Below are 22,961 nucleotides of genomic sequence, written 5' to 3'. Positions count from 1 at the left end.
CTTATGCCTCCATCGGTTTGATCATCGCAATAACGAAATCTTTAGAAGATTCCACTTTGCCTTGGTTTACAGCTGCGGCTGGATCAACATTCTTCGGACATACTTCAGAGCAGTAACCAACGAATGTACAACCCCAAGCACCGTTTTCACCGTTGATCAGCTCCATACGCTCATCTTTACCATTGTCACGGCTATCAAGGTTGTAGCGGTGAGCAAGGGTTAGCGCAGCAGGGCCAATAAACTCTGGGTTTAAACCAAACTGAGGACAAGCGGCGTAGCATAGACCACAGTTGATACAGCCAGCAAATTGCTTGTATTTCGCTAATTGCTCAGGCGTTTGTAGGTTCGTGCCGTCTTCCGGTGTACGATCGTTGCCAATGATGTATGGCTTGATTGCTTCAAGACGCTCAATAAATGGTGTCATATCAACAATTAAGTCTTTCTCAATTGCGAAGTTCGCTAATGGCTCGATTTTCACGCCGTTAGGGTAGTCACGTAAGAAGCTCTTACAAGCAAGCTTTGGTACGCCGTTTACCATCATGCCGCAAGAGCCACAGATAGCCATACGACAAGACCAACGGTAAGACAGATCTTTATCTAGGTGATCTTTAATGTAACCAAGTGCATCAAGAACAGACATGGTTTCATTGAAAGGTACTTCGAATTTCTCAAGGTACGGTTCTGCGTCTTTTGCTGGGTCATAACGCAGAATTTCAACCAGTTGAATGCGATTTGCTGACATTATGCCTGTTCCTCTTGTTGCTCAGTTACTGCTGGTGCTTCGGTCGCATCTTTTGCTGCCGCTTCTTCTGCTGCAGCACCGTATAGACGTGCTTTTGGTTGCGACTTAGTGATAGTGACGTTGCTGTAATCAATGATTGGCGCATCGCCATTGTTGTAGAACGCTAAGGTGTGTTTTAGGAAGTTCACATCATCACGCTCGGTACAACCGTCATCAAGGCGTTGGTGTGCACCACGAGACTCTTTACGATTGATCGCAGAGTGCGCCATTGCTTCAGCCACTTCTAGGCCGTAACCCACTTCGATTGCGTATAGCAGATCAGTGTTGAATACTTTGCCTTTATCTTTGATAGAGATGTGCTTGTAGCGCTCTTTTAGCTCAGCAAGTTTCTCAATCGTTGCTTGCATCAAATCTTCTTGGCGGTAGATACCACAACCTGCTTCCATGGTGTGACCCATTTCAGTGCGGATATCAGCCCAGTTCTCGTCGCCTTCTTGTGCCATTAGGCCATCGATACGCGCTTGAACAGCATCGATTTGTGCATTGATAGAAGCGTCGTCCCAGCCTTTAAATTCAGCGGCATGTTTCACGGCGTTTTCACCCGCAACACGACCAAATACCACGAACTCAGCCAGTGAGTTAGAACCTAGACGGTTAGCACCGTGAAGACCCACAGAGGCACATTCACCTACTGCAAATAGACCTTTAATGCGTGTTTCACAGTGGGCGTCAGTTTCAATACCACCCATGGTGTAGTGTACGGTTGGGCGAATTGGAATTGGCTCTTTTGCAGGATCGACGTTGACGTAAGCTTTTGCCAGCTCACAGATAAACGGTAGACGCTCATGCAAGTACTCTTCACCTAGGTGGCGAAGATCAAGGTGTACCACATCACCTAGAGGGTGCTTGATGGTGTTACCTTTTTGTTGTTCATGCCAGAAAGCCTGTGACACTTTGTCACGAGGACCTAATTCCATATATTTGTTTTTTGGCTGGCCGACTGGTGTTTCAGGGCCCATACCGTAGTCTTGTAGGTAACGGTAACCGTTTTTGTTTACGATAATACCGCCTTCACCACGACAACCTTCTGTCATCAGGATACCTGTACCTGGAAGACCTGTTGGGTGGTACTGAACAAATTCCATGTCACGTAGAGGTACGCCATGACGGTAAGCCATTGCCATACCATCACCGGTTACGATACCGCCGTTAGTGTTACAGTGGTAAACACGACCAGCGCCACCGGTAGCTAGGATCACTGATTTTGCTTTAATGCAGATCAGTTCGCCTTCAGACATGTGGATCGCGATAAGGCCTTGTACTTCACCTTCTTCAACCAGAAGATCAACCACGAAGTATTCGTCAAAACGTTTGATTTGAGAGTACTTAATAGATGTTTGGAATAGGGTGTGTAGCATGTGGAAGCCTGTTTTATCAGCGGCAAACCATGTACGCTCAACTTTCATACCACCGAAACGACGAACGTTTACTTCACCGTTTTCTTTACGGCTCCATGGGCAGCCCCATTGTTCCATTTGGATCATTTCGCGCGTTGCGTTCTCAACGAAATATTCCACAACGTCCTGTTCACATAACCAGTCACCACCGCCAACGGTATCGTTGAAGTGGTTATCTAGGCTATCTTCGTCCTTGATCACGGCAGCAGAGCCACCTTCCGCCGCAACGGTGTGCGAACGCATTGGGTACACTTTTGAGATCAGTGCAATTTCTAGTTCTGGGTTAGCTTCTGCAGCAGCGATGGCAGAACGTAGGCCTGCACCACCTGCGCCGATTACAGCGATATCTGTGGTAATAGTCTTCACAGCTATCCTCCGAAGGTAAGACGGTAAAAAAACTAAAAAGATGCGGTCAACGCATCTTTCCTTGAAATCCTGAGCGCATTCTATGAAACCTTGTTATTAGATAAATTGATTTAGACGCAAGTTTTTACCGAAACAGTCAAAAAATGTAAGAAGATTACAAATGATGTGAGATTTGTCACAATTGATCATGTTTTTAAATTGTTTATCTCTTTGTATTTATTGGTTTTTATGTTTCTTAAATGTTAATTAAATCCGGTTTCAATAAAACTTAAAAGGTGTAGAGGGGGGATTAACAAAGTGATAGATAAGGATAAACTGGTATTAATGGGTTGATTGTTTGATAGCAGAGAAAAAGCGGTAAGGTGGGAGCTAAAGGCATATTTTTACTGATGGTATCGCGATTTTTTATTCATAATGTATTCATATCTCCCGTAAAAAAGAGAAAACCAAAGGAATAAGCGACGTCTATTCCTGAGCTCTGATAAAATAATGCCATTGTCACTATTTCATGAAAGAAGAAACGTTATGTCTACTTGGCAACCTACGGCCTCGATTGCGCAATTAAAACAACGCGCTCATTTATTAGCAGTTATTCGTCAGTTTTTTGCTGAACGTGAGGTGATGGAAGTCGATACGCCAGCCATGAGCCAAGCGACCGTGACTGATATTCACTTGCATACTTTTCAAACCGAGTTTGTAGGGCCGGGTTATGCTGATGGGCAAACGTTATATTTAATGACCAGCCCTGAATTTCACATGAAACGACTGCTTTCTGCTGGCAGTGGCGCGATTTACCAGATCTGTAAGTCATTTCGAAATGAAGAATCAGGCCGTTACCATAATCCAGAATTCACCATGTTAGAGTGGTATCGCCCGAACTTTGATCATCACTTATTAATGGATGAGATGGACGATTTGCTGCAATTGGTATTAGGTTGTGGTGCAGCAGAGAAAATGACGTATCAACAAGCCTTTATTGATCAACTTGGGGTGTGTCCTTTAACAGGCTCAATGGCAGAACTTAAAGTTGCTGCGGCAACCCTTGGATTGTCAGATATTGCTGAGCCAGAAGAAGATCGCGATACCTTATTACAGCTGTTATTCAGTATCGGTGTTGAAGGTAAAATTGGTCAGCAAGTACCAGCATTTGTGTATGACTTTCCTGCCTCACAAGCGGCATTAGCACAAATCAATCCAACCGATCACCGTGTCGCTGAGCGTTTTGAAGTGTATTTCAAAGGCATTGAATTGGCGAACGGCTTTCATGAACTTGCCAATGGCGATGAGCAATTACAGCGCTTTGAACAAGATAACCAAAAACGGATTGAGATGGGGTTACAGTCGCAACCTATTGATATGAATCTTGTTAATGCACTGCGTGCTGGTTTCCCTGATTGTGCCGGAGTGGCGTTAGGGATTGATCGCTTGATCATGCTAGCAATGGGTCTTGATCATATTGAGAAAGTCACTGCCTTTCCGATTGATCGCGCATAACTTACAGCCAGCTTGAAACACTACGTTTCTGAAGACACAAAAAAGCACGGTATTAACCGTGCTTTTTCATATAAGGTAAATCAAGCTGATACATCTGAGTCTAGTTGAACAGTCAGAGGGAACGGTATCAGGGCGACCGCAGATTTACCTAAAACCGCTTATATTCATTGAGATAGTCAGCAAGTAGGATTTCAAGGCGTCTTATCTTTAGCTCATAAATATAGATAATTTAGCACTTAAATGCAAATGGTTATCACTATTGTTTGTTGGGCAGTCTATTCAACAATAATTCGAGCATTAATCGGCTGTACTGGTCGGTTGTTGTTACCCATGATTTGATTTAGTTTCTCGGTTTGATCTTTTGAGCTGTATTGGGGTGTTTCTAATACAAACCAGCGAACACCTTCAGTACATGGTGGTGTCGTTAGTGAACCATTGAATTGATAATACTCACGTTCACGAGGAAGAAGGTTATTCGGGCTCAGATCATCGCTGAAGTCGATGGTATTACCTTTAGTTGGGATGTTTTTGAGTAAAGAGCTAAGAGCATTGTTCTCACGTAGGCCGTTTTCAAACATCACAGCAATAACCGCAATATTGCCGTTATCATCCATATTCACAAAATGTGCTTCTAATGGATATTGTTTACCATCGATATAGTTTTCAGACGGTGTATGGAAGTGAAACTGCTTTAAGGTATAGGTATCCCCATCGACAATTAGCTTATTATCACCGCTGACCTTTGCTTCCACAGTATGACCGTTATTGGTGATACTGGTGATTTTACCGTTGTACTCAATACGCAGCGGCGCAAGGTTAGCTTGGAGTGCTGAAGTAATGTTTATTGGGCTTTGGTTTTTACCTAAACCACAGAGAGGATAACTGTCAGACCAATGTACGTTACTGTCACCGTAGCCCCAATCAGCCGCTTGTGCAGATAGAGATGTTCCTGCAAGCAGGGCCAAAAGAAGGGCAGATGTTTTTTTTATCATGGGAGTACCTTTGTCGTATTGCGTCATTGAGAGAAAGCGCTGCTCGTTTAGATGGACAGATTATTATCTGAAATAACGATGTTTATTCTATTTAGGTATGATGGTAAGTCGAATGCGATAGAAAGGAAAATCAGATTATCTTTTTTGCGGGTTCAAAATTTTAGAATCTAGGAAGTAGTGCTGAATCTTCAGTGCAATAGCGGTAAGAAAATGGAGCTATCTGCGATTGAGATACGTATCGTGTATTTAAGGTAATAAAAAAGGGCTGTGTTCAGCCCTTTTTCTATTGTTTGTTAAATCACTGCTCTGAAGTGATCTGCTCAGCGTAAGGTTGACCCATATGTGTCGTTTGTAGTGGTTTCATCTCTTCTACAAAACGGATAGTGTCTTTCGGGAACAGGTTGATCACTGTTGAACCAAGCTTAAAGCGACCCATTTCTTCGCCTTTTTTCAGCACAATGGCTTCAGTACCTGTTTCTGGGTAGTCCCAACGACGTACTTCTGGACCTGTTGGTGGTGTTACCGTACCAGCCCATGTGGTTTCGATACTACCAACGATAGTTGCACCAACAAGAATTTGTGCCAATGGACCAAACTCAGTATCAAAAATACAGACGACACGCTCATTACGTGCAAATAGGTTTGGTACATTTTCCGCTGTTAGCGGGTTAACCGAGAATAAATCACCTGGTACATAAATCATCTGGCGCAGAGTACCGTCGCATGGCATGTGCACGCGGTGGTAATCACTTGGTGATAGGTAAAGTGTTGCGAAGTCACCACCGATGAATTCGTCTGCTAGGGTTTTATCGCCACCTAATAGTTCACAAGCATCGAAGTAGTGACCTTTTGCTTGAAAGAGGCGACCTTCTTTAATTGGCCCCAGTTGGCTTACACAAGCATCAGCTGGGTGGCTAATAATGCGAGCATCGCCATTAATAGGACGAGCGCCATCTTTTAATTCACGAACAAAGAAAGCATTAAAGGTTGGGTAAGCGGCTGGATCGGGATTGCGTGCTTCCGCCATATCAACATTGTATTGTTTGATGAACCAGCGAATGATCGCAGTGGTTACTTTACCGCCTTCTAATGAAGCCAGTTTTCCCACTAAACGCGTTAGCGCATGCTTTGGCGTGCAATATTGCAGACCAATCTTAATCTTATCTAGCACAATTAATCTTCCGAAAAATATCACTTAATCAATAGTCTAGTTATTCTTTTGATGTTCGTGAGAATAACCCGAACAGGCAATGATACCTAACTCTTTAGGGAAAGTCAGTTTATCTGCGTCAGTGGAGAAGGTTTTGAGAGGAGATTCAAAGGATAAGGAGATCCCCTAAGTGCGCAGAGATACGCACTTAGGGTAAGTATTTAATCGGGTTTATTGCGAGAGAACTGACGGTTAGCGATGTTTTCCGACATGCTATCAATGATCTTATGATAGCTGTTAAAGCGCTCTTCACTGATCTCGCCTTTCTCGACGGCTTCACGAAGAATACAGCCAGGATCGTCTTTGTGTTTACAGTCGCGGAACTTACAACCACCAAGATAATCTTCAAACTCAATAAAGGCTTCGGTTACTTGCTCTGGCTCTAAGTGCCATAAACCAAACTCACGTACTCCAGGTGAGTCGATCAGATCGCCACCTTCAGCAAAGTGATACAGGCGCGCTGCAGTGGTGGTGTGTTGACCTAAACCCGAGTTTTCAGAAATGTCACCGACATCTGCGTCGACTTCTGGCATTAGCGCATTCACCATACTTGATTTACCCACGCCAGATTGACCGGCGAAAATGCTCGTATGATCTTTCAAATCTTGTTTTAAGCCATCAAGTCCTTCACCTGTATTGGTGCTGACTAAACGAACGTGGTAGCCAATTTTCTCGTAAAGAGATAGGGTTTCTTCGACTGCTTTACGCTCTTCAGGATTCAGTAGATCGACTTTATTAACCACAATAAGCGGTTTAATACCGATAGTTTCTGCGGCAATAATGTAACGGTCGATAATATTTAGCGATAACTCAGGTAAAATCGCTGACACAATCACAATGCGATCGACATTGGCTGCTACGGCCTTTACACCGTCATAGTAATCAGGACGAGTTAGCATGGATTGACGCTCATGTACGGCTTCAACCACTCCGGCAATACCTTGCAAAGTTTCTACACCAGGACGCCATACTACGCGATCGCCAGACACGAGGCTTTGGATGCTACGACGAAGGTTGCATCGGTGAATAATGCCTGTTTCAGGATCTTCTACATCAGCATGTTGGCCGAAGCGCGTGATCACAAGCCCTTCTCGCGCACTTTCCAATAGGGCTTCATCCCATTGGACTTCATCTTTATCGCGATTAAGGCGTTTATTTTGGTTTGAGCGAACGCGTCGGCTCTGACCTTTAGTTAGCTTTTTCTTTTTTGCCACAAGAATATCGTTCAGTTTGGTTAGCTTTCGGTATTATCATACATGGTTTAGTCACAAAATAGGCAATATCGAATGACAATCAGCGATAAGAATCTTATTTGGATCGATCTGGAGATGACAGGTTTAGATCCAGAAACCCATAAAATCATTGAAATAGCGACGATTGTTACTGATCCTCAACTCAATATTTTAGCTGAAGGGCCAGTACTTGCGATTCATCAATCGGAACAAGAGCTCGCAAAAATGGATGACTGGTGTACGAATACACACACGAATAGTGGTTTAGTTGATCGCATTCGTAAAAGTACCGTAACCGAGCAACAAGCGGTAGCACAGACGATTGCATTTTTAGAACAATGGGTGCCTAAAGGCGCTTCACCTATTTGTGGTAACAGTATTGGTCAAGATCGTCGCTTCTTGTATAAGCATATGCCAGAGCTTGAGCAATACTTTCATTACCGCTATTTAGATGTGAGTACGCTAAAAGAATTAACCCGTCGCTGGAAACCTGAGCTATTAGATGGTTTTAGTAAAAAGGGCAGCCACTTAGCACTAGATGATATTCGCGACTCAATTGATGAATTACGCTACTATCGAGAGAATATTTTTACAATTTGATGCTTAAATCAGCACTTAAAAAAGAAAATTCTTTTTTTTCTTCAGAACCCTTGCATCAGTAAATTTTAGTCGTATAATGCGCAGCCTCGAAAGGAGATAACGTGTTTGTTTCCTTTCGATAAAAATCGGACGCGGGGTGGAGCAGCTTGGTAGCTCGTCGGGCTCATAACCCGAAGGTCGTTGGTTCAAATCCGGCCCCCGCAACCAATGCGACACTAGCTCAGCTGGTAGAGCGCAACCTTGCCAAGGTTGAGGTCACGAGTTCGAACCTCGTGTGTCGCTCCAAATTGATATTCATGGCTATGGCGGTGAATAAAAATAGTTGTCACCCAACTTAAAACAGGTGCAAAATCGGACGCGGGGTGGAGCAGCTTGGTAGCTCGTCGGGCTCATAACCCGAAGGTCGTTGGTTCAAATCCGGCCCCCGCAACCAATGCGACACTAGCTCAGCTGGTAGAGCGCAACCTTGCCAAGGTTGAGGTCACGAGTTCGAACCTCGTGTGTCGCTCCAAATTGATATTCATGGCTACGGCGGTGAATAAAAATAGTTGTCACCCAACTTAAAATAGGTGCAAAATCGGACGCGGGGTGGAGCAGCTTGGTAGCTCGTCGGGCTCATAACCCGAAGGTCGTTGGTTCAAATCCGGCCCCCGCAACCACTTGCGACACTAGCTCAGCTGGTAGAGCGCAACCTTGCCAAGGTTGAGGTCACGAGTTCGAACCTCGTGTGTCGCTCCAAATTGAAATTCATGGCTACGGCGGTGAATGAAAATAGTTGTCACCCAACTTAAAATAGGTGCAAAATCGGACGCGGGGTGGAGCAGCTTGGTAGCTCGTCGGGCTCATAACCCGAAGGTCGTTGGTTCAAATCCGGCCCCCGCAACCACTGCGACACTAGCTCAGCTGGTAGAGCGCAACCTTGCCAAGGTTGAGGTCACGAGTTCGAACCTCGTGTGTCGCTCCAAATTGAAATTCATGGCTACGGCGGTGAATAAAAATAGTTGTCACCCAACTTAAAACAGGTGCAAAATCGGACGCGGGGTGGAGCAGCTTGGTAGCTCGTCGGGCTCATAACCCGAAGGTCGTTGGTTCAAATCCGGCCCCCGCAACCACTGCGACACTAGCTCAGCTGGTAGAGCGCAACCTTGCCAAGGTTGAGGTCACGAGTTCGAACCTCGTGTGTCGCTCCAAATTGAAATTCATGGCTACGGCGGTGAATAAAATAGTTGTCACCCAACTTAAAACAGGTGCAAAATCGGACGCGGGGTGGAGCAGCTTGGTAGCTCGTCGGGCTCATAACCCGAAGGTCGTTGGTTCAAATCCGGCCCCCGCAACCACTTGCGACACTAGCTCAGCTGGTAGAGCGCAACCTTGCCAAGGTTGAGGTCACGAGTTCGAACCTCGTGTGTCGCTCCAATTTGATAGTTCACGGTGAAAACGGTGAACGTTAGGTGAAAGACCTAGCTATGCGACACTAGCTCAGCTGGTAGAGCGCAACCTTGCCAAGGTTGAGGTCACGAGTTCGAACCTCGTGTGTCGCTCCAATTTGATAGTTCACGGTGAAAACGGTGAACGTTAGGTGAAAGACCTAGTTATGCGACACTAGCTCAGCTGGTAGAGCGCAACCTTGCCAAGGTTGAGGTCACGAGTTCGAACCTCGTGTGTCGCTCCAATTTGATAGTTCACGGTGAAAACGGTGAACGTTAGGTGAAAGACCTAGTTATGCGACACTAGCTCAGCTGGTAGAGCGCAACCTTGCCAAGGTTGAGGTCACGAGTTCGAACCTCGTGTGTCGCTCCAATTTGATAGTTCACGGTGAAAGCGGTGAACGTTAGGTGAAAGACCTAGCTTATGCGACACTAGCTCAGCTGGTAGAGCGCAACCTTGCCAAGGTTGAGGTCACGAGTTCGAACCTCGTGTGTCGCTCCAATTTGATAGTTCACGGTGAAAACGGTGAACGTTAGGTGAAAGACCTAGCTATGCGACACTAGCTCAGCTGGTAGAGCGCAACCTTGCCAAGGTTGAGGTCACGAGTTCGAACCTCGTGTGTCGCTCCAATTTTATACTTAACCAACAGGTTGAGTTCATCATCGACTTGTTCGATGAACTATTGCTGTGAAGTAATAGTCCTAATGTAGTATTCCTGGGGTATTCGATTACCGATATCATCAGTGTACTGCTTCAAGTGTTTCTAGTTTCGACTACGAAGCCCACTTAGAAGCGATCGGCTTCGACAACATCTTTTATTTTGTATTGCAACCTTTTATAAGGTTGTTTTGCTGTCTCAGCAAAATACAACGTATGTCATGTTGTTTTATCACGCTGTAAAGGCGTACGCTCTTTTCCTTAGTTATGGTTATAAATCAGTAATGTTGATACCGCATTGCTGTACAGCTTTTAGCTTAAATGGCTTTGAGTTGGGTCATTAATCTCAGTTTAGCGTAGTATTTCACCGTTATATCACAATAGAATTAACAGAGTTATCCACACTATTGTTTCTGTGGGTAAGTTGGTTGATTAGATGTGCTGAGGATATGTGAGTAACTTTGAAATGTTATTTGAATAGTGTTTAATTAACATTATTCACAGTGAGTTGTTAACGTTTTAACTGTATGTTTTAAATGAATAATTGGCGTATTTATACCGACTTTTCAACAGTTGGTCTTTGGTATGCATCTTTGGGATAACTATCTTAATTATGTTATCCACTCCCTGTGTTTAATCTTTATCTATCCCCATAGTATTTACCTCCCTTTAAAAGTTTTCCACATATCCCCCGTATGACTTATGCATCTCGTGGTAATCCTTTCTCGATGATCCGTACTAAGCGTTTGGTTTTAGTCGGTAATATTTCTAGTTCACTTTGCGCTTTTTTGAGCTCTTGTTGCTCTAATGCCCACTTGATATGGATATCGAGTAAATCACTTAAACCTTGCCTTATTGAAAGTGCTTCAATGATCTCTGATTGATAAGGGGCGTTACCAAGTGCAATGGTGATATTTCTTAACCATTGAAGGTGACCAATACGGCGTATTGCTGAGCCTTCGGTATTTTTTAAGAAGGTTTGTTCATCCCACGCATATAAGGTAAGCAGATCTTGTTGATATAAGCTATCTCGACAATGGTAGTCATCTTCATTGGTTAGCTGGCCATGACGATTTACAGGGCATACAAGTTGGCAGTCATCACAACCGTAAATACGATTGCCCATTGCTGTGCGATATTGCTCTGGGATCACGCCATCAAACTCAATGGTGAGGTATGAGATACAACGACGTGAATCGATGATCCCTTCTTCGACAATAGCTCCGGTTGGGCAGCTGGTGATACAAGCCACGCATTTACCGCATTGCTCTTTGGCTGGAATATCAATAGGTAGCGGAATATCTACCAATAACTCACCTAAGAAGAACCATGAACCTGCTTGCTCGTTCAAGATCAGTGAGTGTTTCCCTGTCCATCCTAGTCCCGCTTTTTGCGCTAAAGGACGTTCTAAGATTGGCGCAGAATCAACAAAAGGTCGGCAGCCAAATTGACCAACCACTTGTTCGATACGTTGGCCTAGTTGTTTTAGGCGGCTGCGGATCAATTTGTGGTAATCACGACCTAATGAATAGCGACTAATATAGGCTTTGTGCGGTTGCTTTAAGGTTTGAGCAAACCCAGCATCCGGTGGAAGGTAATTCATTCTCACACTGATCACGCGAATGGTTCCCGGTAACAGTTCTGCAGGGCGCGCACGCATCATGCCATGGCGTGCCATCCAATCCATTTCACCGTGATAACCAGCATCGATCCAGCGCTGTAGCTCTGCTTCGTGTTGTGACAAATCAATATCGCTGATGCCGACTTGCTGAAAGCCAAGCTCTTGTCCCCAAGTTTTGATTTGATCAGCAAGCTGTTGATAATCGATAGTCATAACCGAGCTCTGTATTGCGCTAAATGAAAGGGGGCGCATTCTAGCATATTCCTGTTGGGATCATAGGGGGATCTACGACAGGTGAATGGGAGAGTTACCTCAGAAGTGAAGGAATTAGACAAATAAAATTAACTATTCTTATTTTGGGTTAAGTATAGTTGTTGCTAGGTTGAAAAGGTCATTATTCATGAAGATCATCCATGCTATTCCTCAAGCACTGTTTCTTTCCGATCAAGTTAAGCAAGGTGAAAAAAAACTTGCTGCACAACATGCGATCACTCTGTACCAATTAATGGAATCAGCAGGACAAGCTGTTTTTGAGCTTATTAGTTCGTTATATCCTCAGTGTTCAGCACTATTGGTGTGCTGTGGTAAAGGAAATAATGGCGGTGATGGCTATGTCGTTGCGCGATTAGCACAGCAAGCAGGACTAAACGTTACTGTTTGGGAGATGGAAACGGTCGAGCGTTTATCGTCTGATGCGACAAAGGCTCGACAGCGCTGGCTTGCGACTTGCGGCAATACTATTAAAGAGGCTCCCTTTGATCAGTATGATTTAATCATCGATGCCTTACTTGGCATTGGTATTCATGGCGCGCCTCGTTTAGATATTGCTGAGCGTATCATTTGGATTAACCAGCAAAAAACACCTATTATTGCCGTCGATGTACCTTCAGGTTTGTGTTCTGATACTGGGGCGGTGTTAGGAGAGGTCATTAAGGCTTCACAAACATTGTCGTTTATCGGCTTTAAACAGGGATTGGTAACAGGGCAAGCCGCACAATATTGTGGTGAGCGTTATTTTTCATCTCTCGATGTCGGTGAAGATTTATCTCAAATAACGTCTCCATCAGCATTGCATGTTACCGCTGCTATGGTACTTCCGTTATTACCCATTCGCTCTCGTGTTGGACATAAAGGCTCTTATGGGCGCGTGTTATGTGTGGGGGGAGTTCATGGTATGGCGGGGGCGATAAGGCTATGTGCGGAGGCTTGTGCCCGTACTGGTGCTGGGCTTACTTCTGTCGTTACAGAACCTGACAATGTATTGTCAATTGTCACTGCCAGACCTGAGATAATGGCGGTAGGCTGGCAAGAAGAGTCAAATGAAGTCTATGACAGATTAGCTTGGGCTGATGTTTTAGTGTTGGGGCCTGGACTTGGCACGTCGCCATGGAGCAAAGCCTTGTTTGCAAGTTGTCATCATACCGATAAGCCCTGTGTGGTTGATGCGGATGGGATTAACTTACTGGCGAGTGCGCCTGATTTTAGAGTGAATCGCATTATTACGCCTCATCCTGGCGAAGCGGCGCGGTTATTGAATGTGTCTGTTGCGGATATCGAAGCGGATCGTTTTTCTGCGATCAAGCAGTTGCAACAAAACTACGGTGGTGTGGTGGTTCTAAAAGGGGCTGGCACACTGATCTATGATGGTGAAACATTGTGGGTATGCACGAGCGGAAATCCAGGAATGGCGACTGGCGGGATGGGTGACGTGTTATCGGGTATTATAGGAGCCTTGCTTGGTCAAGGTCTAAGTTTGGTTGAAGCGGCTTATGCTGGTGTATGGATCCATGCTCAAGCTGCAGATTTGTGTGCGCAAAGCGGAGAGCGTGGTATGCTGGCATCCGATTTATTTCCGTTTATTCGTCAACTAATCAATCCAAGATAAAAACCATGCAAACATTTGAAACTTTTCTTGCTGATGAGCAGGCAACTGTAGATTTTGGCCTTAAGCTGGCTAAAGCCTGTACGCAACAAACAACGATTTATCTTCATGGCGATCTGGGCGCAGGTAAAACCACATTTAGTCGTGGCTTTATTCGTGCATTAGGTCATCAAGGTAATGTTAAGAGTCCAACCTATACTCTAGTTGAACCTTATGATCTTGCTCCTTGGCAAGTGTATCATTTTGATTTGTATCGTCTTGCAGATCCTGAAGAATTAGAATTTATGGGAATTCGTGATTATTTCACCCATGATGCTATTTGCTTAGTGGAATGGCCTGAAAAAGGGGAAGGTTTATTACCTCAACCTGATCTTGAATTAGAAATGTGTTATCACGGTGAGCAGAGGAAAGTATTGATCCGCGCTAAGACGGAATATGGCGCAACATTGATCAATCATTTGAAGTTGAGTTAATTAGGATGGCGTTACGGACGTATTTAAAGCTCCTTGTCGTAGGAGCAGGGGTAGTTAGTTCAACCTCCGTTTTTGCAAATGAACTAAAGGGAGTGAGAATTTGGCCTGCACCAGATGAAACACGTGTTGTGTTAGATCTGCAAAGTAAGGCGGATTATTCTCATTTCTCGTTAGCGGGGCCTTCTCGTTTAGTGGTGGATTTAAAAGACACCTCAATTAAAACTAAACTGCCTATTACCGTTAATAAAAGCGATATTTTAACCAAAGTTCGTAAAAGTACTGCGCCTGAAAAAGGGGCTACACGACTGGTTTTTGAAATTAAGCGTGGTGTAACGCCGAAAATCTTTTCTTTGTCGCCAACAGGCAACTACGGATACCGTCTGGTTTTAGACATTCCAAATGGTAGTGCGAAAACTGTCGGCGCTAAAGAAGAGAAAGCAGAAGAGCAAGCGACCGCCAATAACTTAGCCAAGTTGCCGTCAGGTACTGCTGATATCGTGGTTGCTGTCGATGCGGGCCACGGTGGTGACGATCCTGGTTCGATTGGTCCAACACGTAAATACGAAAAGAACGTGACATTAGCGGTCGCGAAAAAGTTAGCAGCTAAAATCAATGCTACAACAGGTATGCGTGCGGTACTAACGCGTCGCGGTGATTACTTTGTTCCGCTAGGTAAGCGTTCTGAAATTGCGCGTAAGAATAAAGCCCTACTTTTAGTTTCTATTCACGCTGATGGCTTTACGAAACCGCAACCTCGTGGCGCATCGGTATGGGTGTTAAATACCCGTCGTGCGAACACTGAAATTGGTCGTTGGTTAGAGCAAAGCGAGAAACAATCAGAGCTACTTGGCGGTGGTGATGTATTGTCTAACAACACCAAAGATAAGTACCTTGGTCGTGCAGTACTCGATTTGCAGTTTAGTTACTCGCAAAAAGAAGGTTACGATGTGGCTAGTCGCGTGCTTCGTGAATTACGAAAAGTAGCACGTCTACATAAAACATCACCGCAGTACGCAAGTTTGGCTGTCTTAAAGTCTCCGGATATTCCATCGCTATTGGTTGAAACGGGCTTTATTACGAACCCAACGGAAGAGCGCTTACTAAATACTGCGTCTCACCAAAACCAATTAGCGAATGCCGTGTACAAAGGTGTACTACAGTATTTTGAAGCGAATCCACCGGAAGGAACATTGTTTGCGTCACGCCTGAAAGGCAAAGGCAGTAAACACAAGGTGACCTCAGGTCAATCTCTGAGTGGGATTGCGCAGAAATACGGGGTATCGATGGCATCAATCAAGGCGGCGAATAACCTGAAATCAAATTCAGTGAATATTGGTCAAGTGTTGATTATTCCAAGTAACATTAAAACGGCGTCGACTTCGGCGCCTGTTAAGGCCGCTACCCCGTCGACCGCTGCAAAATCGACATCAAGTGTGAAGTCATCGGCTTCGACAAAAGTTGTTGTGCATAAAGTGGCGCGTGGTGAGTATTTAGGTAAGATTGCACAGAAATATGGTGTTACCATGAGTAGCATCCGTCAGCTCAATAACCTTAAATCAGATAATGTCATGCTTGGACAGAAACTGAAAATTGCAGTACCTGCACCTAAATACGTGCACCATAAGGTTCAGCGTGGTGAGTTTTTGAGTAAGATTGCGGATAAATATGGTGTATCAGTTGCAACTATTCGTGCAACGAATAAGCTACGTTCTGATAAACTAGCTGTAGGACAGACGCTAATCATTCCAAGAAGTTAATTATGCCGATTCAGATTTTACCCGCTCGGCTGGCTAACCAGATTGCAGCGGGTGAAGTTGTTGAACGCCCTGCTTCTGTAGTCAAAGAGCTTGTTGAAAACAGTTTAGATGCCGGTGCAACTCGGATCGATATTGATATCGAAAAGGGAGGCAGCCGGCTTATTCGTATTCGTGATAATGGAAAAGGGATCCCTAAAGACGAACTCAGTCTTGCCCTTAGCCGTCATGCCACCTCCAAAATTACTACCCTTGATGATCTAGAAGCGATCGTAAGCTTAGGCTTTCGGGGTGAAGCGCTTGCCAGTATCAGCTCTGTTTCTCGTTTAACCTTAACTTCGCGCACTGAAGCGCAAGAAGAAGCGTGGTCAGCTTATGCTGAAGGGCGAGATATGGAAGTGCAGCTAAAACCTGCCGCTCATCCGGTAGGGACAACCCTAGAAGTTCTCGATCTTTTCTTCAATACGCCAGCTCGCCGTAAGTTTTTAAGAACAGAAAAAACCGAATTTAATCATATTGATGAATTAATCAAACGTATCGCATTAAGCCGTTTTGATGTTGCTATCACATTGCGTCATAACGGCAAGATCATTCGTCAATATCGCGCGGCACAAACGGATATTCAAAAAGAGCGTCGTTTAGCCACAGCTTGTGGCTCTGGCTTTTTACAGCATGCTTTGGTGGTGGAATTAGCGCATGGTGATTTAAAACTCTCTGGTTGGGTGTGTAGCTCACAAGGTGCACGTGCACAGAATGATATTCAGTATTGTTATGTCAATGGGCGGATGATGAAAGATAAGCTGATCAATCATGCGATCCGTCAGGCGTATGAATCGAGCTTACGAGCTGATCAATATGCCGCATACGTGCTTTATATTGATGTCGATCCACATCAAGTGGATGTCAATGTGCATCCTGCTAAACATGAAGTGCGTTTTCATCAAGCGCGCTTAGTGCATGATTTTATCTACCAAGCTTTGCAAAGTGCGCTTCAACAAGGCGCGTTAGAAGAAGAGCAGCATTATTATCAATCGCCGACTCGTGCCAGTGCACAGAGTATTGAAGTGGATGAAGATGGTGTGGTGATTGAGCCGTTATCTCAAGTCACGCAGCGTGTAGCACAAGCTATTGACGCAACGCCGGATTATCCTAATAAGTTGCCAGCAGCACAGTGGCAAAGCGAAGTATCATCACAAGCTGCTTATGTTGATGAATATGATACTGGTAGGGAATCGTCTCCAAGTATTGTTGCGCGCTCTCAATCCGATAGCACTTTTCATTCAACGCCTTACCAATCATCGCAACGAGAGTCTCGTCGTTATGATCGTGATACAGGTGAATCTCGTAGCAGTAGTTATGAAAGTCGAAGCTATGCAGCTACAAGCCAAGCTAAATCAGCATCTTCATCACGCCCTGTGCAACCTGAAGGGCCGACGCCTGCGGAGATTAAAGCTTATCAACAGTTATTAGAAACTGAAGCGCCAGCGGAAACACAACAGACTATACCTGAAACTCGACCTTCGGAATCTCATGTTGCAGAGCCCCGTCGTGAGTGGCAAGCCACAGCCCCGCAGCCAGTGGCATCGGTGAAGCAAAATGCCATTGGTGGTAAAGCAACAGGGTTAGGTAAAGCATTGTGTTTGGTCAATGAGCGTTATTTATTGATGCATCAAGATCCGCAAGTCGTTTTACTTTCGTTAGATAAAGCTGAACATTTGCGTTACATCGGACAGTTTCGTTTAGCGCAGACGGAAGGGTTAAAACCACAGCCTTTGCTGATCCCATTATCCGTTCCGGTAGAGCGTGATTTAATTGCGTGTGCCGAGCAACATGCTACGTTACTTAAGCAACTTGGTATTCAACTGAAAGCAAAAGGAAAAAATGGCATTATAATTATGTCTGTTTGTATGCCTTTAAGGCAGCAAAACCTTCAACAGTTGATCCCAAATTTGTTAACCTATCTGCTGGCGGTCAGTGAAGATCAAGAAGCCCAAGGGTGGGGCAAGTTATTAAATTGGTTAGCTGAACAATGTATTAGCACAGTGGCAAATTACAGTTTGTCGCAAGCGATCCAGCTAGTCTCTGAATTAGAGCAACTATGGGGGGAGCAATTGGCAGAACATCAAAGCCAGTTACTTCGACCGGTAGATATGCAAGTAGCAATAGAAGCATTTAAATACTATGACTAAGCCACAACCTCAAGCCATTTTTTTAATGGGACCAACAGCATCAGGTAAAACGGATCTTGCGATCCGTTTACGAGAAGCGCTGCCAGTTGAGTTGATAAGTGTTGATTCTGCCCTTATTTACAAAGGGATGGATATCGGTACAGCAAAGCCTGATGCGCATGAACTTGCATTAGCACCACACCGTTTGATCGATATTCGTGATCCAGCGCAAAGTTATTCGGCTGCAGACTTCCGTGCTGATGCACTGAAAGAAATGGCTGATATAGTTGCAGCAGGGCGAATTCCTTTATTAGTTGGTGGTACTATGTTGTACTACAAGGCTTTATTGGAAGGTTTATCGCCTTTACCTGCTGCAGATCTTGAGGTTCGCGCAGGCATTGAACGAGATGCGGCTGAGTTTGGATGGCAAGCATTACATGATGAATTAGTAAGGATTGATCCTGTTGCTGGCGCAAGAATTCATCCAAATGATCCTCAGCGATTGTCTCGTGCATTGGAAGTTTTCCGTATTTCGGGTAAAACTTTAACTGAGTTAACAAAAACTCAAGGTGAATCCTTACCTTACAAGGTTCACCAATTTGCAATAGCTCCCATGGACAGGGCTGTACTGCATCAGCGCATTGAACTTAGGTTTAATAAGATGATCGAGGCAGGTTTTGAGCAGGAAGTGCGTGCGTTGCACGAGCGTGGTGATCTTCACCTAGAACTTCCTTCTATCCGCTGTGTTGGTTATCGCCAGATGTGGGAATATTTGGACGGGAATTATGACTTAGATGAAGCGGTGTTCCGTGGTATCTGTGCTACCCGTCAATTGGCAAAGCGTCAAATCACCTGGCTTCGCGGTTGGAAAGATTTGACCTGGTTGGATAGTAGTGATGTGGATTCCGCGTTACAAACAGTCACAAACTCAGTTAGATGTGATGTTTAATTAACGTGTATACTCTGAACTGCTTTGCGTATTTTTAGTTTTTGTTCGTTGCTAATACAACTACAAACAAATAAGGAAAAGAAATAATGGCTAAGGGGCAATCTCTGCAAGACCCGTTTTTAAATGCGCTGCGTCGTGAACGAATTCCGGTCTCTATTTACTTGGTAAACGGTATCAAACTACAAGGCCAAATTGAGTCTTTTGATCAGTTTGTGATCCTACTTAAAAACACCGTAAACCAAATGGTATACAAGCATGCGATTTCAACAGTGGTTCCTGCTCGTCCAGTGAATCACCACCATGCAGGTGATCGTCCAGCAGGTGCTGAGCGACCAGAAAAAACTGAAGAATAATATTCTTCCATAAGGAGTTAATTGCTTGTTTGACCGTTATGAAGCTGGTGAACAGGCGATTCTTGTCCATATTAACTTCACGCAAGAAGGGGAATGGGAAGATCTCAGCGAATTTGAAATGCTGGTCTCCTCGGCTGGAGTCAATACACTACATGTTGTAACAGGTAGCCGTAAGACTCCGCACCCTAAGTATTATGTGGGTGAAGGTAAAGCGCAGGAAATTGCCGACGCGGTAAGAACAGCGGAAGCTGACATCGTTATCTTTAATCACTCCTTGTCTCCCGCTCAAGAGCGTAACTTGGAGCAAATCTGCCAATGTCGTGTACTTGATAGAACAGGTTTGATCTTAGATATTTTTGCCCAACGTGCACGCACCCATGAGGGTAAGTTGCAAGTTGAGTTAGCACAGTTACGTCATATCTCAACCCGATTGATTCGTGGTTGGACTCACCTTGAGAGACAAAAGGGTGGTATTGGTCTGCGTGGACCTGGTGAAACGCAGCTGGAAACAGATAGACGTTTATTGCGAGAACGAATTAAAACAATTCTACGTCGTTTAGAGAAAGTAGCTAAACAGCGTGATCAGGGAAGACGAGCACGTAATCGTGCAGAAATTCCAACGATCTCATTAGTGGGATATACCAACGCAGGTAAATCAACACTCTTCAATCGGATCACCGATGCGGGGGTTTACGCCGCCGATCAACTGTTTGCAACCCTAGATCCAACACTACGTAAAATTGAAGTCGCAGATGTGGGTACTGCTATTTTGGCAGATACTGTGGGCTTTATTCGACATCTTCCTCATGATCTAGTGGCAGCATTTAAAGCTACCCTAAAAGAAACGCAAGAAGCAGATTTATTGCTTCATGTGGTTGATGCGAGTGATGATCGCTTTCGTGAAAACATTGAAGCGGTAGAAACGGTATTAGAAGAAATCGACGCAGGTGAAGTACCAGCGCTGGTTGTCATGAATAAGATTGATAACTTAGAGCACGCTGAACCGCGTATTGAACGAGATGATGAAGGTGTTCCTCGTCGAGTTTGGGTTTCAGCCATGGAAGGACAAGGCATCGACTTGTTGTTCCAAGCATTAACCGAGCGTCTATCAGGCACGATGGTAGCGCATACTTTGCGTATTCCACCTGAGATGATTGGTCGTATTCGCAGTAAGTTTTATCAGCTTGGATGTATTTTGCGAGAAGAATATGAATCAGATGGCTATCTGATGATTGATATTCGTTTACCTTTGGCGGAATGGTCTCGGTTACAAAAAAGAGAAAGTACTTCGTTAGATGACTTTATCGTTGCTTAATGGATTGCTAGAGTAATAAAAACTGTCGTCATATCATATTGATGGAGTTCTATAATGGCGTGGAATGAGCCTGGAAACAACGGCGGCCGTGATGATAAAGACCCTTGGGGTAATAACAATCGCGGTGGACGTGAACAAGGACCACCTGATCTCGATGAAGTTTTTTCAAAACTAAGTCGTAAAGTCGGTGGTGTGTTTGGAAATAAAAAAGGACCGAGTGGCAGTGGTAGTGCTGTTGGCTTGGGAGCTGTAGCTGTGTTAGCAGCGGCAGTTTGGGGGTTTTCTGGTTTCTATACTATCGGCGAAGCGGAACAAGGTGTTGTGCTACGTTTTGGTAAAGTAGAGAAAGAAGTTCAACCGGGTCTGAACTGGAAACCAACCTTTATCGACGAAGTTATTCCTGTCAACGTTCAGGCAATTCGTTCTCTTCGTGCATCAGGTTTGATGTTAACGAAAGACGAAAACGTATTGAAAGTTGAAATGGATGTTCAGTACCGCGTTGATAATGCAGAAAAATACCTGTTTAGCGTGACAAATGCCGATGACAGTTTGCGCCAAGCAACAGATTCAGCATTACGTGCTGTTATTGGTGATTCAACCATGGATCAGGCATTGACGACGGGTCGTCAAACAATCCGTGCGAATACTCAAGCAGCGATTGATAAAATCATTGCAAAATACGACATGGGTATCCGTGTTGTTGATGTGAACTTCCAGTCTGCTCGTCCGCCAGAAGCGGTGAAAGATGCATTCGATGATGCGATTGCAGCACGAGAAGATGAAGAGCGTTTCGTTCGTGAAGCAGAAGCCTACAGTAACGACATTTTGCCAAAAGCAACGGGTCGTGCTGAGCGTCTGAAGAATGAAGCAGAAGGTTATTCTGAGCGTGTAGTTAATGGCGCACTGGGTGACGTAGCACAGTTTGATAAGTTGCTACCTCAATACCTAGCAGCTAAAGACGTAACACGTGAGCGTTTATACCTAGATACGATGGAACGCGTTTACAGCAATACAAGCAAAGTATTGATCGATACTAAATCTGGCGATAGCAACAACATGATGTATATCCCATTGGATAAACTGATGAGTCAGTCTAACCAAGCGGTGAAGCAGCAAGGTAGTTCAGACCGATTAGATGGTATTGAGTTAGAAAAAGTGGAAACTCCAACTCCAGTCGCACCAGCTCCACGAGCTGAAACTGGCCGTCAAGGGAGATATTAATTATGCGTAAGTTAATGATCCCAGTAGTAGTGATTTTTATTGCTCTATTATTGATGTCAATGTTTGTGGTGAAGGAAGGCGAGCGTGGTATCGTGGTGCGTTTCGGTCGTATCTTAAAAGATAACAATACTGAAGTAGCTCGTATTTACGAACCTGGTTTGCACTTTAAGGTGCCTGTGTTTGACCGTGTACACGATCTTGATGCACGTATCCAAACCATGGATGATCAAGCTGACCGTTTCTTAACAGCTGAGAAAAAAGACGTAATCATTGATACCTATGTTAAATGGCGTATCAAAGATTTTGGCAAATACTATCTAGCAACAGGTGGTGGTAATACATCGACTGCTGAAACACTGTTAAAGCGTAAAGTTGTTGATAGCCTACGTGCTGAAATCGGTGCGAAAGAAATTAAGCAGATCGTTTCTGGTAAAGATAGCGGTGCGAATGCTGCGAAAGATAAGTCTGATGTTGCACAAACGAAAGCAGCTCAAGCTGCATTAGATGTGATTGAAGGCGTAGTACCAGTTAAAGAAGTTGAAGGTCAACGTGATCAAATCATGGAAGACGTACTTAATGAAACCCGCGATAGCGCGAAAGATTTAGGTATTGAAGTGGTTGATTTCCGTATTAAGAAAATCAACTTACCGGATGAGATCAGTGAGTCTATCTACCGCCGTATGCGCGCAGAGCGTGAATCGGTTGCGCGTAGTTACCGCTCTCAAGGTCGTCAACGTGCTGAAGAATTACGTGCACGTTCAGAGTTAGAAGTGGCAACAATTCTTTCTGAAGCGAAGCGTAAAGCACAGGTTATCCGTGGTGACGCGGATGCGAAAGCGGCTGAGATTTACTCTAAAGCTTATAGTCAAAACCCAGAGTTCTACAGCTTCTGGCGTTCACTAAAAGCTTACGAGAAGAGTTTCAACTCGAAGAACGATGTATTAGTTGTTGATCCTAACAATGAATTCTTTAAGTACATGAATCATTCAGAGCTTAAAGCAAACTAACGTATCAGAACTGATATAAGTGATTGTAAAGACAAGGTTT

General features: G+C 44.5%; 17 protein-coding genes and 17 tRNA genes. 28 read left to right on the top strand and 6 right to left on the bottom strand.

Annotated elements, in window-relative coordinates:
* Nucleotide 1: 1 nt before the first annotated feature.
* The gene (locus Q7657_RS07525) at nucleotides 2-742 is read right to left on the bottom strand and encodes a succinate dehydrogenase/fumarate reductase iron-sulfur subunit (RefSeq protein WP_107167322.1); all 741 of its coding nucleotides are present in this window, start codon (nucleotides 740-742) and stop codon (nucleotides 2-4) included.
* On the bottom strand, nucleotides 742-2,565 hold the full coding sequence (gene frdA / locus Q7657_RS07520; RefSeq protein WP_107167321.1) for a fumarate reductase (quinol) flavoprotein subunit: 1,824 nt from the start codon (nucleotides 2,563-2,565) through the stop codon (nucleotides 742-744). Before frdA ends, Q7657_RS07525 begins: the two co-directional genes overlap by 1 nt.
* 525 nt (nucleotides 2,566-3,090) lie before the next feature.
* Between frdA and epmA the strand changes: the two genes are divergently transcribed.
* Nucleotides 3,091-4,059, top strand: coding sequence for an elongation factor P--(R)-beta-lysine ligase (gene epmA, locus Q7657_RS07515; protein ID WP_107167320.1), 969 nt, complete (start codon nucleotides 3,091-3,093; stop codon nucleotides 4,057-4,059).
* Between the two features lie 275 nt (nucleotides 4,060-4,334).
* On the opposite strand, the gene Q7657_RS07510 is transcribed toward epmA, so the two are convergent.
* The 3 genes from Q7657_RS07510 to rsgA form a co-directional block, all read right to left on the bottom strand.
* A complete protein-coding gene (locus Q7657_RS07510) occupies nucleotides 4,335-5,051 on the bottom strand; it encodes a carbonic anhydrase (protein WP_107167319.1) in 717 nt (238 codons plus the stop codon).
* Nucleotides 5,052-5,349: 298 nt separating this feature from the next.
* Nucleotides 5,350-6,222: an archaetidylserine decarboxylase gene (gene asd, locus Q7657_RS07505; protein WP_107167318.1), complete on the bottom strand. Its 873-nt coding sequence runs from the start codon at nucleotides 6,220-6,222 to the stop codon at nucleotides 5,350-5,352.
* 200 nt (nucleotides 6,223-6,422) lie between these two features.
* Complete coding sequence (gene rsgA, locus Q7657_RS07500; RefSeq protein WP_107167317.1) at nucleotides 6,423-7,475, bottom strand: small ribosomal subunit biogenesis GTPase RsgA; 1,053 nt, start codon at nucleotides 7,473-7,475, stop codon at nucleotides 6,423-6,425.
* Between the two features lie 72 nt (nucleotides 7,476-7,547).
* Between rsgA and orn the strand changes: the two genes are divergently transcribed.
* The 18 genes from orn (at nucleotide 7,548) to Q7657_RS07410 (ending at nucleotide 10,150) form a co-directional block, all read left to right on the top strand.
* Nucleotides 7,548-8,093 (top strand): oligoribonuclease, encoded by a 546-nt coding sequence (gene orn / locus Q7657_RS07495; protein ID WP_053987653.1) that lies wholly within the window; start codon nucleotides 7,548-7,550, stop codon nucleotides 8,091-8,093.
* A 130-nt stretch (nucleotides 8,094-8,223) separates the two neighbouring features.
* Nucleotides 8,224-8,300, top strand: a tRNA-Met gene (locus Q7657_RS07490).
* Between the two features lie 2 nt (nucleotides 8,301-8,302).
* Nucleotides 8,303-8,378, top strand: a tRNA-Gly gene (locus Q7657_RS07485).
* A gap of 71 nt (nucleotides 8,379-8,449) precedes the next feature.
* Nucleotides 8,450-8,526, top strand: a tRNA-Met gene (locus tag Q7657_RS07480).
* A gap of 2 nt (nucleotides 8,527-8,528) precedes the next feature.
* Nucleotides 8,529-8,604: transfer RNA gene (locus tag Q7657_RS07475), tRNA-Gly, on the top strand.
* A 71-nt stretch (nucleotides 8,605-8,675) separates the two neighbouring features.
* Nucleotides 8,676-8,752: transfer RNA gene (locus Q7657_RS07470), tRNA-Met, on the top strand.
* A gap of 3 nt (nucleotides 8,753-8,755) precedes the next feature.
* Nucleotides 8,756-8,831 (top strand) — tRNA-Gly (locus Q7657_RS07465).
* Between the two features lie 71 nt (nucleotides 8,832-8,902).
* A tRNA-Met gene (locus tag Q7657_RS07460) sits at nucleotides 8,903-8,979 on the top strand.
* Nucleotides 8,980-8,981: 2 nt separating this feature from the next.
* Nucleotides 8,982-9,057: transfer RNA gene (locus tag Q7657_RS07455), tRNA-Gly, on the top strand.
* Between the two features lie 71 nt (nucleotides 9,058-9,128).
* Nucleotides 9,129-9,205, top strand: a tRNA-Met gene (locus tag Q7657_RS07450).
* A gap of 2 nt (nucleotides 9,206-9,207) precedes the next feature.
* A tRNA-Gly gene (locus Q7657_RS07445) sits at nucleotides 9,208-9,283 on the top strand.
* Between the two features lie 70 nt (nucleotides 9,284-9,353).
* Nucleotides 9,354-9,430 (top strand) — tRNA-Met (locus Q7657_RS07440).
* Nucleotides 9,431-9,433: 3 nt separating this feature from the next.
* Nucleotides 9,434-9,509 (top strand) — tRNA-Gly (locus tag Q7657_RS07435).
* Nucleotides 9,510-9,561: 52 nt separating this feature from the next.
* Nucleotides 9,562-9,637 (top strand) — tRNA-Gly (locus Q7657_RS07430).
* Between the two features lie 52 nt (nucleotides 9,638-9,689).
* Nucleotides 9,690-9,765, top strand: a tRNA-Gly gene (locus tag Q7657_RS07425).
* A gap of 52 nt (nucleotides 9,766-9,817) precedes the next feature.
* Nucleotides 9,818-9,893: transfer RNA gene (locus Q7657_RS07420), tRNA-Gly, on the top strand.
* 53 nt (nucleotides 9,894-9,946) lie between these two features.
* Nucleotides 9,947-10,022 (top strand) — tRNA-Gly (locus Q7657_RS07415).
* 52 nt (nucleotides 10,023-10,074) lie between these two features.
* Nucleotides 10,075-10,150, top strand: a tRNA-Gly gene (locus Q7657_RS07410).
* 728 nt (nucleotides 10,151-10,878) lie between these two features.
* Here Q7657_RS07410 and queG read toward each other — a convergent pair.
* Nucleotides 10,879-12,012, bottom strand: coding sequence for a tRNA epoxyqueuosine(34) reductase QueG (gene queG / locus Q7657_RS07405; protein ID WP_107167409.1), 1,134 nt, complete (start codon nucleotides 12,010-12,012; stop codon nucleotides 10,879-10,881).
* A gap of 187 nt (nucleotides 12,013-12,199) precedes the next feature.
* Here queG and Q7657_RS07400 point away from each other — a divergent pair, with 187 nt between their 5' ends.
* The 9 genes from Q7657_RS07400 to hflC all read left to right on the top strand — a co-directional run bounded on the left by Q7657_RS07400 (nucleotide 12,200) and on the right by hflC (nucleotide 22,921).
* On the top strand, nucleotides 12,200-13,684 hold the full coding sequence (locus Q7657_RS07400; protein WP_107167408.1) for an NAD(P)H-hydrate dehydratase: 1,485 nt from the start codon (nucleotides 12,200-12,202) through the stop codon (nucleotides 13,682-13,684).
* Between the two features lie 5 nt (nucleotides 13,685-13,689).
* Nucleotides 13,690-14,154, top strand: a complete 465-nt coding sequence (tsaE, locus tag Q7657_RS07395; protein ID WP_008986084.1) for a tRNA (adenosine(37)-N6)-threonylcarbamoyltransferase complex ATPase subunit type 1 TsaE — start codon at nucleotides 13,690-13,692, stop codon at nucleotides 14,152-14,154.
* A gap of 5 nt (nucleotides 14,155-14,159) precedes the next feature.
* Nucleotides 14,160-15,911 carry an N-acetylmuramoyl-L-alanine amidase gene (locus Q7657_RS07390; RefSeq protein WP_107167407.1) on the top strand — a complete coding sequence of 584 codons (1,752 nt, stop codon included), beginning with the start codon at nucleotides 14,160-14,162 and terminating at the stop codon, nucleotides 15,909-15,911.
* Between the two features lie 2 nt (nucleotides 15,912-15,913).
* Nucleotides 15,914-18,097 carry a DNA mismatch repair endonuclease MutL gene (gene mutL, locus Q7657_RS07385; RefSeq protein WP_107167406.1) on the top strand — a complete coding sequence of 728 codons (2,184 nt, stop codon included), beginning with the start codon at nucleotides 15,914-15,916 and terminating at the stop codon, nucleotides 18,095-18,097.
* Nucleotides 18,090-19,025 carry a tRNA (adenosine(37)-N6)-dimethylallyltransferase MiaA gene (gene miaA, locus Q7657_RS07380; protein WP_107167405.1) on the top strand — a complete coding sequence of 312 codons (936 nt, stop codon included), beginning with the start codon at nucleotides 18,090-18,092 and terminating at the stop codon, nucleotides 19,023-19,025. Before mutL ends, miaA begins: the two co-directional genes overlap by 8 nt.
* Nucleotides 19,026-19,111: 86 nt before the next feature.
* A complete protein-coding gene (gene hfq, locus Q7657_RS07375; protein WP_008986088.1) occupies nucleotides 19,112-19,378 on the top strand; it encodes an RNA chaperone Hfq in 267 nt (88 codons plus the stop codon).
* Nucleotides 19,379-19,403: 25 nt separating this feature from the next.
* The gene (hflX, locus tag Q7657_RS07370; protein WP_008986089.1) at nucleotides 19,404-20,693 is read left to right on the top strand and encodes a ribosome rescue GTPase HflX; all 1,290 of its coding nucleotides are present in this window, start codon (nucleotides 19,404-19,406) and stop codon (nucleotides 20,691-20,693) included.
* 54 nt (nucleotides 20,694-20,747) lie between these two features.
* Complete coding sequence (hflK, locus tag Q7657_RS07365; protein ID WP_107167404.1) at nucleotides 20,748-21,914, top strand: FtsH protease activity modulator HflK; 1,167 nt, start codon at nucleotides 20,748-20,750, stop codon at nucleotides 21,912-21,914.
* Nucleotides 21,915-21,916: 2 nt separating this feature from the next.
* Entirely contained in the window at nucleotides 21,917-22,921 is a 1,005-nt protein-coding gene (gene hflC, locus Q7657_RS07360; protein WP_008986091.1) for a protease modulator HflC, read from the top strand.
* Nucleotides 22,922-22,961: the final 40 nt, after the last annotated feature.

This window comes from Candidatus Photobacterium acropomis (assembly GCF_030685555.1).
In the GTDB taxonomy this organism is placed as follows: Bacteria; Pseudomonadota; Gammaproteobacteria; order Enterobacterales; family Vibrionaceae; genus Photobacterium; species Photobacterium lucens.
This window is presented reverse-complemented; position numbering and strand designations above follow the sequence as displayed.

Coding starts and splice junctions, on each gene's coding strand:
- Q7657_RS07525 (WP_107167322.1), bottom strand. CDS start 742: ATGTCAGCAAATCGCATTCAACTGGTTGAAATTCTGCGTTATGACCCA.
- epmA (WP_107167320.1), top strand. CDS start 3,091: ATGTCTACTTGGCAACCTACGGCCTCGATTGCGCAATTAAAACAACGC.
- Q7657_RS07510 (WP_107167319.1), bottom strand. CDS start 5,051: ATGATAAAAAAAACATCTGCCCTTCTTTTGGCCCTGCTTGCAGGAACA.
- orn (WP_053987653.1), top strand. CDS start 7,548: ATGACAATCAGCGATAAGAATCTTATTTGGATCGATCTGGAGATGACA.
- queG (WP_107167409.1), bottom strand. CDS start 12,012: ATGACTATCGATTATCAACAGCTTGCTGATCAAATCAAAACTTGGGGA.
- Q7657_RS07400 (WP_107167408.1), top strand. CDS start 12,200: ATGAAGATCATCCATGCTATTCCTCAAGCACTGTTTCTTTCCGATCAA.
- tsaE (WP_008986084.1), top strand. CDS start 13,690: ATGCAAACATTTGAAACTTTTCTTGCTGATGAGCAGGCAACTGTAGAT.
- Q7657_RS07390 (WP_107167407.1), top strand. CDS start 14,160: ATGGCGTTACGGACGTATTTAAAGCTCCTTGTCGTAGGAGCAGGGGTA.
- mutL (WP_107167406.1), top strand. CDS start 15,914: ATGCCGATTCAGATTTTACCCGCTCGGCTGGCTAACCAGATTGCAGCG.
- miaA (WP_107167405.1), top strand. CDS start 18,090: ATGACTAAGCCACAACCTCAAGCCATTTTTTTAATGGGACCAACAGCA.
- hfq (WP_008986088.1), top strand. CDS start 19,112: ATGGCTAAGGGGCAATCTCTGCAAGACCCGTTTTTAAATGCGCTGCGT.
- hflK (WP_107167404.1), top strand. CDS start 20,748: ATGGCGTGGAATGAGCCTGGAAACAACGGCGGCCGTGATGATAAAGAC.
- hflC (WP_008986091.1), top strand. CDS start 21,917: ATGCGTAAGTTAATGATCCCAGTAGTAGTGATTTTTATTGCTCTATTA.